At 66.5% G+C, this 12981-nt stretch carries 13 protein-coding genes and 1 pseudogene; 10 read left to right on the forward strand and 4 right to left on the reverse strand.

Going from position 1 to position 12981, the window contains the following annotated elements; all coding sequences use genetic code 11:
• Positions 1–20: 20 nt before the first annotated feature.
• From AB4Z10_RS18690 to AB4Z10_RS18720, 7 genes and pseudogenes are all read left to right on the forward strand, one after another.
• Positions 21–827 carry a shikimate dehydrogenase family protein gene (locus tag AB4Z10_RS18690; protein ID WP_441471891.1) on the forward strand — a complete coding sequence of 269 codons (807 nt, stop codon included), beginning with the start codon at positions 21–23 and terminating at the stop codon, positions 825–827.
• 7 nt (positions 828–834) lie between these two features.
• On the forward strand, positions 835–2586 hold the full coding sequence (locus tag AB4Z10_RS18695) for an FAD-dependent oxidoreductase (RefSeq protein WP_441471892.1): 1752 nt from the start codon (positions 835–837) through the stop codon (positions 2584–2586).
• Positions 2586–4304 carry an FAD-dependent oxidoreductase gene (locus AB4Z10_RS18700; protein WP_441471893.1) on the forward strand — a complete coding sequence of 573 codons (1719 nt, stop codon included), beginning with the start codon at positions 2586–2588 and terminating at the stop codon, positions 4302–4304. Before AB4Z10_RS18695 ends, AB4Z10_RS18700 begins: the two co-directional genes overlap by 1 nt.
• A 14-nt stretch (positions 4305–4318) precedes the next feature.
• Complete coding sequence (locus AB4Z10_RS18705) at positions 4319–4933, forward strand: NIPSNAP family protein (protein WP_441471894.1); 615 nt, start codon at positions 4319–4321, stop codon at positions 4931–4933.
• Positions 4934–4948: 15 nt separating this feature from the next.
• Complete coding sequence (locus AB4Z10_RS18710) at positions 4949–5803, forward strand: sugar phosphate isomerase/epimerase family protein (protein ID WP_441471895.1); 855 nt, start codon at positions 4949–4951, stop codon at positions 5801–5803.
• Entirely contained in the window at positions 5800–6507 is a 708-nt protein-coding gene (locus tag AB4Z10_RS18715; RefSeq protein ID WP_441471896.1) for an SDR family oxidoreductase, read from the forward strand. The genes AB4Z10_RS18710 and AB4Z10_RS18715 overlap by 4 nt, the downstream gene beginning before the upstream one ends.
• A gap of 314 nt (positions 6508–6821) precedes the next feature.
• Positions 6822–7097, forward strand: a pseudogene (locus AB4Z10_RS18720) (3'-5' exonuclease); the annotation flags it as partial.
• Positions 7098–7171: 74 nt separating this feature from the next.
• Here the strand turns inward: AB4Z10_RS18720 and AB4Z10_RS18725 are convergent.
• The 4 genes from AB4Z10_RS18725 to AB4Z10_RS18740 form a co-directional block, all read right to left on the reverse strand.
• Positions 7172–7870 carry a hypothetical protein gene (locus tag AB4Z10_RS18725; protein WP_441471897.1) on the reverse strand — a complete coding sequence of 233 codons (699 nt, stop codon included), beginning with the start codon at positions 7868–7870 and terminating at the stop codon, positions 7172–7174.
• A 658-nt stretch (positions 7871–8528) separates the two neighbouring features.
• A complete protein-coding gene (locus tag AB4Z10_RS18730; protein WP_441471898.1) occupies positions 8529–8801 on the reverse strand; it encodes an NrsF family protein in 273 nt (90 codons plus the stop codon).
• Entirely contained in the window at positions 8777–8998 is a 222-nt protein-coding gene (locus AB4Z10_RS18735) for a hypothetical protein (protein ID WP_441471899.1), read from the reverse strand. Before AB4Z10_RS18735 ends, AB4Z10_RS18730 begins: the two co-directional genes overlap by 25 nt.
• A gap of 309 nt (positions 8999–9307) precedes the next feature.
• Positions 9308–10366, reverse strand: coding sequence for a GNAT family N-acetyltransferase (locus AB4Z10_RS18740; RefSeq protein ID WP_441471900.1), 1059 nt, complete (start codon positions 10364–10366; stop codon positions 9308–9310).
• Positions 10367–10417: 51 nt separating this feature from the next.
• Between AB4Z10_RS18740 and argE the strand changes: the two genes are divergently transcribed.
• The 3 genes from argE to AB4Z10_RS18755 are packed head-to-tail and all read left to right on the forward strand — an operon-like array spanning position 10418 to position 12884.
• Positions 10418–11551: an acetylornithine deacetylase gene (gene argE / locus AB4Z10_RS18745; protein ID WP_441471901.1), complete on the forward strand. Its 1134-nt coding sequence runs from the start codon at positions 10418–10420 to the stop codon at positions 11549–11551.
• 24 nt (positions 11552–11575) lie between these two features.
• Positions 11576–12499, forward strand: coding sequence for a 2-hydroxyacid dehydrogenase (locus tag AB4Z10_RS18750; protein ID WP_441471902.1), 924 nt, complete (start codon positions 11576–11578; stop codon positions 12497–12499).
• Between the two features lie 31 nt (positions 12500–12530).
• Positions 12531–12884 (forward strand): cupin domain-containing protein, encoded by a 354-nt coding sequence (locus AB4Z10_RS18755; protein WP_441471903.1) that lies wholly within the window; start codon positions 12531–12533, stop codon positions 12882–12884.
• The last annotated feature ends 97 nt before the right edge of the window (positions 12885–12981 follow it).

Below are 12981 nucleotides of genomic sequence, written 5' to 3' on the forward strand. Positions count from 1 at the left end.
GCCGCGAGAGGAGAAAGACCGTGGATTTCCAGATCACCGGGGCCACCCGCCTCAACGTCATCGTCGGCGAGCCGATCGCGCAGGTGAAATCGCCGGGCGGCATGACCGCCGCTTTCGCCGAGCGTGGCCATGACGGCATCGTCGCTCCCGTCCGCGTCGCGCCCGAGCATCTCGAAGCCTTCCTCAAAGCCGCCGACCACCTGCCGAATCTCGACGGCATCATCGTCACCGTCCCGCACAAATTCACCTGCCACCGCCACTGCGCCAGCGCGACCGAGCGCGGCGATTTCCTCGGCGCGGTCAACATCATGCGCCGCCGCAAGGACGGCGCCTGGCATGGCGAGATGGTCGACGGGCTCGGCTTCGTCGGGGCGGTCAAGGCCAATGGCGGGGAGCCCGCGGGCAAGCGCGCCTTGCTGATCGGCGCGGGCGGCGCCGGCTCGGCCATCGCGCTCGCACTCGTCGATGCCGGCGTCAGTGAGCTCGCGATTCATGACGCCGATACGGCCCGGCGCGACGAACTGATCGCGCGGCTGAACCGCAAGGGCAAGGCCAGGGTCTTCGCCGGCTCGCCGGATCCGACCGGCTTCGGCCTCGTCGCCAACGCCACCCCGGCCGGCATGAAGGCGGGCGACGCACTGCCGGTCGAGGTCGAAAAGCTCTCACCGGACACCTTCGTCGGCTGCGTCATCACCGTTCCCGCCATCTCGCCGCTGATCGAAGCGGCGCGCGCTCGGGGATGCCGGACTTCTACGGGCACGCAGATGTACCAGGCGCTGCAGAGCGCGATGGTGGACTTCCTGCTCGCCGGCGAGCGCATCGGCTGAGGTCGCCATGTTCACGACGCTGAAGGCCCTGCCCGAGCAGGGGGAATACGATCTCATCGTCGTCGGCTCGGGCGCCGCCGGCCTGTCGGCCGCGGTCTTTGCCGCGATCGAGGGCCGCTCCGTCCTCGTGATCGAGCGGACCGAGCATGTCGGCGGTACGAGCGCGCTCTCGGCCGCCACGACCTGGATCCCCAATTCGATGCACGCGGCGAAGGTCGCGACCGGGGACAGCCTCGAAAAGGTCTCCCGCTTCCTCGACGGCGTCGTCGGCAACCGCTCCTCCGCGCGCCTGCGCGACGCCTTCCTGCGCGCCGGGCCCCAGGCCATCGCGACGCTGGAGAGCCGCACCGACGTCCATTTCCGGCCCTATGCGACCCATCCGGACTATGAATCGGATGTCGAGGGCTCGACGCTGCGCGGCCGCGCCCTGGAACCGGCGCCCTTCGACGGACGCCGGCTCGGCGCCGACATGACCCGCATTCGTCCGCCGATCCCGGAATTCACGCTGTTCGGCGGCATGATGATCGACCGCACCGATATCGGCCACCTGCTCAACCTGCGCAAATCCTGGAAATCGTTCCGGCATGCGGCCGGTATCCTCGGCCGTTACGGGCTGGACCGCCTGCACGGGCATCGCGGCACGCGGCTGGTCATGGGCAACGCCTTGATCGGCAGCCTGCTCCTGACCCTGAAGAAGCACGGCGGCACGGTGCTGACGGACGCCTCGGTGACGGAACTTCTAACGGGGTCGGCCGGCGTCAACGGCGTCGTCGTCGCGCAGGACGGCGCCCACCGTTCCATCGCGACGCAGCTCGGCGTCGTGCTCGCCTCCGGCGGCTATAACCGCCATCCCCAGCGGCGCGGCGAGATGCTCAATGCGCCCACGCCTGCCGTCAGCCCGGCCGCCCCCGGACATACCGGCGCGATGCAGGATCTCGCGCTGAAGCTCGGCGCGCGCTTCGGCGAAGGCAATCTCGACAACGCCTTCTGGGCTCCGGTCTCGACCCGCAAGCGGCCGGACGGGACGACCGCGGTCTTCCCGCATTTCGTGCTCGACCGCAGCAAGCCCGGCACCGTCTGCGTCGACCAGACCGGCCGCCGCTTCGTCAATGAATCGACCTCCTACCATCTGTTCAGCCGGGCGATGTTCGAGGCCAATCGCAACCGCCCGACGATCCCCTGCTGGATCGTCACCGATGCCGAGGGCCTGCGGCGCTACGGCCTCGGCATGGTCCGCATGGGCACGAAGAACCTGCAGCCCTTCCTGGCCGACGGCTATCTGATCGAAGGTGCGACGATCCCCGATCTCGCGACCAAGCTCGCGATCGACCCGGCAAAGCTGTCGGAAACCGTCGCCCGGATGAACGAATACGCCCGCAGCGGCGTCGACCCCGAATTCGGCCGCGGCACGACCGACTACCACCGCATCAATGGCGATGCCTCGCGCGGCTTCCCGAACCCGACGCTCGGCCCGATCGCGACCGCACCCTTCTACGCGGTCAAGCTGACGCCCGGCGATATCGGCGCCGCGACCGGGCTCGTCATCGACGAGGATGCGCAGGTGCTGGGCGAAGGCGACCGGCCGATCGGCCATCTCTATGCCTGCGGCAACGAGGCGAATTCGATCATGGGCGGCACCTATCCGGGGCCGGGCATCACGATCGGCCCGGCGATCACCTTCGCCTTCCGCGCCGTCCGCCATGCGCTCGGCCAGGGCGCGGACCGGCAAGCCACTCCGGCGCCGGAACGGGCTGCGTGATGAGCGAGGCGCTGCCGCAATCCTGCGACCTGCTGGTGATCGGCTCGGGCGCCGGCGGCCTCGCCGCCGCCGTCACCGCCGCCGCGCTCGGCCTCGACGTCGTCGTGGTCGAGAAGGATAGCCATTTCGGCGGCACCACGGCCTGGTCCGGCGGATGGATGTGGATTCCGCGCAACCCGCTCGCCCGGGCGGCCGGGATCGACGAGGACGAGGAGATCATCCGCACCTATCTGCGCCATGAGCTCGGTGCGGATTACGACGAGACCTTCGTCACCACCCTGCTGGAGCAGGGGCCGCGCATGGTCTCCTTCTTCCAGCGCGAGACGGCGGTCGATTTCGTCGACGGCAATCTCATCCCGGATTTCCATGGCAAGTCTCCGGGCGCCGGCACCGGCGGGCGTTCGCTCTGCGCCAAGCCCTTCGACGGGCGCGCGCTCGGCGCCCGCCTCAAGGATTTGCGCCCGCCCCTGGAGGAGGTGGCGCCCTTCGGCATGAATATTGGCTCCGGCGCCGATCTGCGCCATTTCCTCAATGCCACGCGCAAACTCCCCTCCTTCCTGCATGTGCTGCAGCGCCTCGCACGGCATTTCGCCGATCGCGCAGGCCACGGCCGCGGCCTGCATCTGGTCAACGGCAATGCGCTGGCGGCGCGTCTCCTGAAATCGGCCGATGATCTCGGCGTGACGCTACGGAGCAACACGGCCGCGATCGAGATGCTGCGGGAGGGCGACCAGATCGCCGGAGCCGTGGTCGAGGCCGGCGGACGGCGGCAGAGCATCCGGGCGGCGCGCGGCGTGGTGCTCGCGACAGGCGGCTTTCCCCACGATACCAAGCGCAAGGCCGAACTGTTTCCGCATGCGCCGACCGGCCGGGAGCATTGGTCGGCAGCGCCCTCCGCCAATACGGGCGACGGCATCAGGCTCGGCGAGGCGGTCGGCGGACATGTGGAGCCCGGCCTGCCCAATGCCGGCGCCTGGGCGCCGGTCTCGCTCGTGCCGAAGCCGGACGGTTCCGTCGGCCGCTTTCCGCATCTGATCGAGCGCGCCAAGCCGGGCGCGATCATGATCCGCCGCGACGGCCAGCGCTTCTGCAACGAGGCCGATTCCTATCACGACGTGATGCAGGCGCTGTTCGCTGCCACGCCGCCCGGCGAGCCCGCCGAATGCTGGCTGATCTGCGACCACGCCTTCTTGCGGCGCTATGGACTCGGCCGCGCAAGGCCCCGCCCCTTCCCGATCGGCTCTTGGCTCCAGAACGGCTATCTGCGCCGCGGCGACACGATCGAGGCGCTCGCCGCCGCCTGCGGCATTGATGGCGCCGGCTTGTCCGAGACGGTCACACAGTACAATCGCGAGGCAGAACAAGGCCGCGATCCCGCCTTCGGCCGCGGGGACACGCCCTATAACCGCATGCAGGGCGACCCCGAGCATCGACCCAACCCTTGCGTCGGCCCGATCGGACCCGGCCCCTTCTTTGCCGTGAAAATCGCCCCCGGCAGCCTCGGCACCTTCGCCGGGCTGAAGACGGATGCCTCGGCGCGCGTGCTCGACGGCGAGGGAGCGCCGATTCCGGGCCTCTATGCCGTAGGCAACGACATGTCGAGCATGATGGCCGGGCGCTATCCGGCCGGCGGCATCACGCTCGGGCCGGCCATGACCTTCGGCTACGTCGCCGCCCATCATGCCAGCGGCGTGCCGCTCGCCAACAACCGTTTCTGATGCCGGAGAGAGCCATGCGCTACGAAATCGCCACCTTGACCATCCGCCTCGGCAAGGCCGCCGCCGTCACCGCCGCGATCGACGCCGCCTTCAAGGCCGGTGAGGCGAAGGGAGAGCTCCATGGCTGCTGGGCGAGTGAGATCGGCACGCTGAACCAGATCATCCTCCTGCGCGGCTTCACGGACGAGGCGGAGCTGCGCCGGGAGCGCGAGCGCATCCTCGCCAGCGGCAACCCCTTCGGCTGCGGCGAGGATATCGTGACGCTCGCATTCGACAGCTACGCGCCCTTCCCTTTCCTGCCGCCGATCAAGCCCGGCCGTTACGGGAGCGTCTACGAGATCCGCACCTATATGCTGAAGCATGGCGGCGTGCCTCCCACGATCACCGCCTGGGAGGCGGCAGTGCCGGCTCGCGTCGAACTCTCGCCGCTCGTCATCGCGATGTATGCTCTCGATGGCCCGGCACGCTTCACCCATATCTGGCCCTTCGCCAGCCTCGACCAGCGCGCCGCCATCCGCGCCGATGCCGTGGCGAAGGGGCTCTGGCCGCCGAAGGGCGGCCCGCAATGGCTGACCGGCGAGATGTATTCGACGATCGCGCTCCCCACCGCGATCTCCCCGCTCGCCTGATCGGGAGCACAGGCCATGCCAACGATCTCGCTCGCCTATCTCACCAGCGTCCCGCTCAGCCCGCCCGACGCCATTCGTCTCGCCACCGACCTCGGCTACGACGCCGTCGGCCTGCGCGCGCTTCCCGCGGCTCCGGGAGGCGACGCCAGCCCGCTCATCGAAGATGCCCCATTGAGCGCAGAAACCCGCCGGGCGCTCGCCTCGGGCGTGCCGATCTTCGACGTCGAGATCGTCCGGCTGGGCGCGGATTTTTCGGTTGAGACCTTCCGGCCCTTCCTCGATCTCTGCGGCGAGCTCGGTGCGCGTGCGATCCTCGTCGCGGGCGACGACCCCGACGAAGCACGGCTGACCGCATCCTTCTCGGCCTTCTGCGAGGCCGCCGCCCCTTTCGGCTTGACCGGCGATCTCGAATTCATGCCCTGGACGAAGGTGCCCGATGCTCGCTCCGCGCTGCGGATCGTCACCGCCGCGGCCCAGCCGAACGGCCGCGTGTTGGTCGATGCCCTCCATGCTGGTCGTTCTCAAACCACCCTCGCCGATATCGCCGCGATTCCCGCAGCGCGGCTGAGCTACGCCCAGATCTGCGACGCGCCGGGCGAGATTCCGGCGACCGACGAGGGGCTGATCCACACCGCTCGCCAGGCGCGGCTCCTGCCCGGCGAGGGCGGCATCGATCTCACCGGCATCTTCAGCCAATTGCCAGCCGAGCTACCGATCAGCGTTGAAATCCCCCACCTCGAACGCTCCGCGCAGCTCGGCGTCCGCGAATGGGCGAAGCAGGCCCTGGCCGCGACACGCATGGCGCTGGCCGCCCGCGACGTTGCGATGGCCAACGGAGCGTCACTGCGCCGGCCGGAGGCTGCGCTGTGAACGCGATCGACCTGCAGGGGCGCATAGCCCTGCTCAGCGGTGGTTGCGGCGGCATCGGCCGCGCCGTGGCCGAACGGTTTTCCGCCTCGGGGGCGACCGTCGTGACCTGGGACCTGGCGGAGGAGGCGGGCGATCACGTCGACGTCACCGACGAGGGCGCAGTGTCGCGGGCGACAGCACGCTTGCTCGACCGGCATGGCCGTGTCGATATCCTCGTCAATTGCGCCGGTATCACCGGCCCCAATAGGCTGATCGAGGACTATTCCTTCGCAGATTGGCAGCGCACCGTCGACATCAGCCTGACCAGCACCTTCCTGTGCTGCCGGGCCATCGTGCCTACCATGCGGGCGCAGAACAGCGGCCGCATCATCAATCTCGCCTCTATCGCCGGCAAGGAGGGCAACGCGACGATGACGGCCTATTCGGCTGCGAAAGGCGCCGTCATCGCCCTGACCAAGTCACTCGGCAAGGAACTCGCGGATACGGACGTCCGTGTGAACTGCGTTGCGCCCGCGGTCATCGCCACGCCGATGAACCAGCAGATGACACCGGATGCCTATGCAGCGGTCGTTGCCAAGATCCCGCTGGGACGCCCCGGACGACCGGAGGAAGTCGCCGCGATGATCGCCTGGCTGGCGTCCGACGAATGCTCGTTTTCGACCGGTGCCTGCTTCGATCTCTCCGGCGGTCGCGCGACTTACTAAAAGTGCTTGATCCACGCATAGAACCGACCTTGTGGCCAGCTCTCGTCGCGATGTTCAGGATGGCTAGGTCAATGCGGAGACTGAAGATGCGACACATCCTCGGTCCGCTGCCTCCATAGGCTGAAGAGTCCCATTCAGGGCATCCCAACGCTCGCCCCTTTGTTCGGCGCTCTCCGGGTCAGCCTCTGCAGCAGATCCAGACCCGGGACCGTCGTGCCGCCCTGGCGCAGTGTCAGTCCGCCCCCTGAGAGAAAACGTCCCTTTGGGAAAACCTCGCGTAGGCGGGCATTGGCAGCCTCCGCGCGGGGCCGAGCGGGGCGCGACCGTTCTCGGAGCTATTGCTATCGAGCGTTCGGAGCAGAGCTCGCGTCTACGCTGAGAACGCGCCTTTCGATATGAAGGATCACCTCAAGGCGAGAGGCTACCGATGGTCGGAGGGGAGTGACGGAAGGCCGCGCGCCTGGTGGATAGAAATCGACGAAGAGCTCTAAGACGACGAGCTCCGTTACCTCTGTTCTGACAGTTACTGCTGGGAGGACGCCGAGCCACTGACGCGACGACTGACGGCTGTTGATCGGTTTCGGGCGTGATCTGTTGCGCCTCGAGGAGGCCGTCGTCCAAGGCCGCAGTCGGCAGCACCCAACAGGTATCCCGCGAAAGCGCGCTAAAGGGCTCGGACCTCAACGAGGTCGGGCGTAGGTCGAAATCTCTGCAGTTTGAACCAGGCCTCCGGCAGCCCGGCTTGCTCGATCATCAGCCGTCCGAGGCCTACCTTGTCGTCTGGTGCCTGCTTGTGCCAAGCCTCCAGCCGGTCAACATTCGCCGTGATACCGATCGCCCCGGCCATTTGTTCGGCATCGCGCCTGACTGCCGAGTTGGGCAGAACGGCACGAAGAAAGAGCAAATGCCTCGATAGATCAGAAGTTACATGGTCTGAGTTCGGCACGCCTTTGAGAACTTCGGAGTAAAGCGCTTCCCAAAACTCACCGGCGCCCGGGAGCACGAGTTCGAACGGCACAATCGTCAAATGCTCCAAGTCGTTATCGAGTGCCGCGACTTGACGCCGTTGCGGTACCGGCAATGCTTCGGCGGGAGCGAACTGCCAAACCCGATCAACCAGATAGCGCTCCAGGTGACGCAACTCGTGAGCTTCAATTCGATGGTCGAGCTCGCCACTGACTACGACATGAGCGGCTCGCGAATTGGGATCGACCTTGGCAAATGAGCGGTTCCAAACGTCGAGGAACCCCGCTTCACTGGGAACCGGCCGACGCATTCTGACAAGGTAGCCTGATTGCCCCTCGATATATTTAGCAAGAGTCCGGGCCTCTTGGCTGACTCTAAGACTGGAATCGATCCGCACCCGTCATCCCCTACCGCGCGCGACCGCCGCGCTCGGAGGCATTGATAGGGCCGAAGCAATAGATGGTCGAGCCGGCCACCGTCTGCGCTCTATCGCCTCGATCCGCGTCAGCATCCCGCCACTTGTAGAAGCCGATTTCGTTCGCAAATTCACGGCCGGCCGCCAACTCGACGTCCTCGAGCGACGATAGCTTGAAGTTTAGGCCGATAGGTGTCGCGGCCGATGCACTTGGACACTGACTGTGCCAGGCCGTGCGAAACTTGAGAGGGCTGCGCGATAGGCCCCCTGGCTCAACAGCCGTCACAGAGGCATCACCCAATGTGCGCCCGCAGATCGAGATCCTGCCTTTGGCGAATGCGGCGGAGGTCTATCAGCGAACGCAATCGAGCGACGCCAAATTTCGCATGGTTCCGATGATGGTGGTCCTCAGCGCTGATCCGTTGGCGCCCCAAATCCTAACATTGGATGCTTGCCCGAAAGCGGACGCCTGCCGAGCACCCACCTGGAACGCTCCAAGGCTGGTGCCAGAAGAGATGCCGGAAGCTGAATCATCGTGACTGGCTGCTTCCGTGCGTTGGAAAGCTTCATCTCACCAGTGCAGAAGGCGTGGAAAGATAAGCGCGCCGAGCGCTGCAACGATCACGGTCGCTATAGTGTATCAGGTTGCTAGAAAGGCCGCCGTATCATCCGGGCAATGCAGGCCGTAGGCGACAGTAGCAAGGCCAGCCGAGGCGAGGCCGGCAAAGGCCCCTGTCAGGACTCGATCTACAGGCGCGCCGCGGCGCGCCAGCAGCAGCAGCAGGATGAGCGGAAGCAGCGCGTAAAGCGGCACCGCGATCAGGCAGGCTCGCCAGTAGCGGCCGAAGATCAAGGCATGCCATTGTTCGGCCGGCGCCTGCATCAGCGTCAGCAGCGCCCAGCCAGCCGCCACGAGGAGCGGAGCCGCGATAACGCGGCCTTGGCGATGACCGACAGCGTCGTCCAGGCGCTGGTGAAATCTGGCCTGGCGCCGAGCGTGAGCAGCACGAGCCCAACCGTGATCGCGAGTGCTGCGAGGGCACAGAGCCGCGTCGTGCGGCGCAGCCAGCCGCCATCTCGGAAGATGGCAGCGGCAGCGGTGCAGGGCAAGGGACGCAGGCCGAGTTGGCCCAGCTATGTCGAGCCCGCCGGTCTGTCTCGGATGTCGGTTCGTCGCTGAAATCATCGCTTTTGCAGAATGTAGTGAACTGCCCAGCATTGGCGTCTCACGCCGCACATGGCAATCTTGCCCTAGCGAGGCGCGTGCATTTCTCCGATGGGATTTACCTCGATCGAAAGATCAATCTCGGTTCCTCCCCTTCAGACGCCATCGCAATGGGCCGCCTATGCGGAGGATTGCTTATTGCGAATTCAGCACGCCACCGACTTTGCCAAAGTACTGGACCTTTGACTGTAGCTCTAGCCGATTGCTTGGCTGGCAAGTGCGATACGGCGCGGACCGAGAGCCGATAGCGGCGCGAACGGCGTCCGTCCCAGCCCCATCGACGTGGCGCTGTCGTGGATTTGCATTCCGCTTGCAACCAGAAAGTTCGTAAAGGCGGCATTGCATGCTGGCGTGTCGGCACGCAGGAATCGCCCGGCATGCGCCTCGACATGCGGGCGCGAGACGACGATCGCATCATCCTCGCTCGCAGCGACGACAGGGCCGATGACATGCCCTCGGCCGAAAGGCCGGCACAGGGCAAAGGCGACGATATCGTCATTGCGAACGAGGACGTACCCTCGCGACACCGGCAGCAAGGCCTGGAAGGCGACGGAGCGATCATGGCCGGTCGCGGCATGGTCGAGCCGCAGAAGACTGTCGTGATCGCTCTCGGCGAGAGGGCGAACCAAGCCTTCCACCTTTGCCGAAGGCGCAACCATCCCGGGAGTCGGCGCTTCCAGCGTCGCCTCTCCCTGGCACCGCAGAATCTTCTGTTCGTAACCATATCCGAGCGAACGATAGAGCCGCTTTGCCTCTCGTGTCGCGTTGAGGCCGAAGACGGCCCCCTTGTTCAGCTCATGCGCCTTTTCCATGAGCCAGCGGCCCGCGCCCTGTTCCTGCAGCCGAGGCAGGGTGATGAGCATGCAGACCATGGCGAAATCCGCGTCGTAGCGCAGCCACATCACAGTTCCGACCACCCGCCCGATCTCGTCAACGGCGGCGAGCCCCTGCCCCAGTTCGAGCAGCATTTGCCAGTCGCTGTCCCGGTGCGGCCATCCCACCGAAACGGAAAGCGCATGCAGCAGCTTGGGATCGACCTGCTTGATGTCGCGCAAGGTGAGCTCGAACGTGTCGATATGCAGTCGAGCAATCGTCTCCAAAGCGCGGCCTCCGCCGTGTCCACGGCTCTGTCCGGCCTGGGATCCGGCCGGTTTACCGATCGGTTGTAAACCAATCTTGCAACAGGAAGCACCGTTCTTCCGGGGCATTTCGGCAGGGAAGTCCGTCAGACCGCGATGAAACGATCCGACCACCGGCGCACCGCCCCTATCCTGTCGCGAGCGCAGCTGGAACCGGAGCCGTCCGTGACGCCGGAAGAGATCCTGAAGGCATTGATCCGATTCCCCTCCGTGGTGGGGCAGTCCAACGCCGCCATCGCGGGCTGGGTCGTGCAGTATCTCGGCGACTTCGGCATCGAAGCACAGCTACTCCCCGGCCCGGAAGGCGACCGGGCAAACCTGTTCGCCACGATCGGCCCGCGCGATGTCGCCGGCCTCGTCCTGTCCGGCCATATGGACGTCGTCCCGGCGCAGGAGCCGCAATGGAGCGCCGATCCGTTTCAGCTGCGCGCGGAGGGCGACAAGCTGTTCGGGCGCGGCACGAGCGACATGAAGGGGTTTCTCGCCGCGGTGCTCGCGATCGTCCCGGCTCTGGTTGCCCTGAAGTCCGCCCGGCCAATCCACCTCGCCTTCTCCTATGACGAGGAGGCCGGCTGTCGTGGCGTTCCCCATCTCATCGCCCGGTTGCCCTCGCTCTGCGCCATGCCAGCGGCAGCCGTCATCGGAGAGCCGAGCGGGCTCCGGCCGATCCTCGCCCATAAGGGCAAGGCCGCCGCGCGCGCCGAGATTCACGGCCGGTCCGGCCATTCCTCCCGCCCCGATCTCGGTCTCAATGCCATCCATGCAATGGGGCGGGTGATCGCGGCAGCGGACAAGGCTGCCTCGAAGCTGAGCGACGGCCCGCTCGATCCCGTCTTCGAACCGCCCTACTCCACCATCCAGATCGGCACGATCCGTGGCGGCGACGCGCTGAACATCATCCCGGAAAGCTGCATCGTCGAGATCGAGGCGCGCGCCATCGCCGGCGCTTCGCCGGCGGCCTTGCTCGAACCGGTTCGCCAGGCGCTCGAGGCCCTGAGGGCCGAGGGCTTCGGAACCAGCTGGCAGCCGATCGCCGGCTACCCTGCCCTGTCCCTCCCCTCCGATGCGCCGATCGCCCGCCTCATGACCCGGATCACGGGCGAAGCGCCTCTCGCGGCAGTGAGCTATGGCACGGAGGCCGGCCTCTACCAGGCTGCCGGAATCGACGCGATCATCTGCGGGCCTGGCGACATCGCCCGCGCCCACAAGCCCGACGAATACATCACGCGCCGCGAGCTTGCGGCCTGCGTCGGCATGCTCGAACGGCTCTGCGCGCAATTCGCGCAGGAAACACTCTGATCTCCCGATCTCAAGGAGCTCGCCTTGACCTTCCTTTTCAATTCGACTGACGAGCGGGCACGGGTGTTCGCAGCGCGGTTTGCCGAAGAGCTGCCCGATATCCGCTTCATCAGAACCAGCGATCCCTACGACCCCGCCGAAATCCGCTACCTGATCACCTGGACGGCGCCGGAGAATCTCGAGCGCTTCTCCAATCTGGAGATCCTGTTCTCGATCGGGGCCGGCATCGACCAGATGAACACGGATGGCTTGCCGGCCGAGGTCCTGGTCGTGCGGATGGTCGACGAGGGCATCACCCGGATGATGCAGGAATACGTCACGCTCGGCGTTCTCGCCCTGCACCGGCAATGGCCGCTCTACATCGCCCAGCAGAGAGCTGCACACTGGGAACCCTACGATCTCGTATCCGCCCCGGACAGGCAGATCGGCGTGCTGGGGCTGGGCATGATGGGGTCGGCGGTCATCGAGCGCCTGAAGCCCTTCGGCTTCCCGATTTCCGGTTGGAGTCGCTCGCCGCGGACGATCGACGGGATTCGCTGCCTTCACGGATCGGCGGGCCTTGCGACCCTGCTCGCCGAAACCGACATCCTGATCTGCCTGCTGCCGCTCACGCCGGAGACCGTCGGCATCCTGAACGCGGAACTCTTCGCGCAGCTGCCTGCCGGCGCCGGCCTCGTGCATGTCGGCCGCGGACAGCATCTCGACCACGCCGCCCTTCTTGATGCCCTCGACAGCAGCCATCTCTCGGCTGCCGTCCTCGATGTCACCGAGCCGGAGCCGCTGCCGGTCGATCATCGCCTGTGGAGCCATCCCAAGGTGATCCTGACACCGCATATCGCCAGCAAGGTCGAGGCAGCGCCTGCGGCCAAGGCCGTCATTGAGAACCTCCGCCGTCATCGCTCCGGCATGCCGCCGATCGGCCTCGTCGATCGCAGGCGTGGCTACTGAATCTCCCTAGTACCGAACGAAAGGCTCTCCCATGTCCCTCCTCATCAAGCTCGACCTTGCCCCGACCAGCGAGCCCAAGCACTCGAAGGCGGCCGCCGACCGCCTGATCTCCGGCGATCCCTCGTTCAAGACCTGGGCCCAGGACCAGTCCCGCAACGAGCCCGTGCGCACCGGCGTGTGGGAAGCGACACCCGGCGAAACCCGCTCGATCAAGGGCGAGACCGTAGAGTTCTGTTACATCCTCTCGGGCGTCGTCGAACTGACCGAGCAAGGCCAGCCGCCGCGCACCTTCAGCGCCGGCGACAGCTTCGTGATGAAGCCCGGCTTCGTCGGCGTCTGGAAGACGATCGAGACCGTCCGCAAGATCTACGTGATCGTCGGCTGACGTAAGCGTACCGAAGAATCGGCCGCCCGGGACCTCGCAAACAGGATTTCCGGTCGGCGGGGCGGCCCTCACAGGCGCAAACTTCGGGCCGGGCGGA

It is taken from the genome of Allobosea sp. RAF48 (assembly GCF_052114025.1).
Classification (GTDB): domain Bacteria; phylum Pseudomonadota; class Alphaproteobacteria; order Rhizobiales; family Beijerinckiaceae; genus Allobosea.

Excerpts from the sequence above, each read along its gene's own strand:
- AB4Z10_RS18695 (WP_441471892.1), top strand. The coding sequence starts at position 835 with ATGTTCACGACGCTGAAGGCCCTGCCCGAGCAGGGGGAATACGATCTC.
- AB4Z10_RS18700 (WP_441471893.1), top strand. The coding sequence starts at position 2,586 with ATGAGCGAGGCGCTGCCGCAATCCTGCGACCTGCTGGTGATCGGCTCG.
- AB4Z10_RS18705 (WP_441471894.1), top strand. The coding sequence starts at position 4,319 with ATGCGCTACGAAATCGCCACCTTGACCATCCGCCTCGGCAAGGCCGCC.
- AB4Z10_RS18710 (WP_441471895.1), top strand. The coding sequence starts at position 4,949 with ATGCCAACGATCTCGCTCGCCTATCTCACCAGCGTCCCGCTCAGCCCG.
- AB4Z10_RS18755 (WP_441471903.1), top strand. The coding sequence starts at position 12,531 with ATGTCCCTCCTCATCAAGCTCGACCTTGCCCCGACCAGCGAGCCCAAG.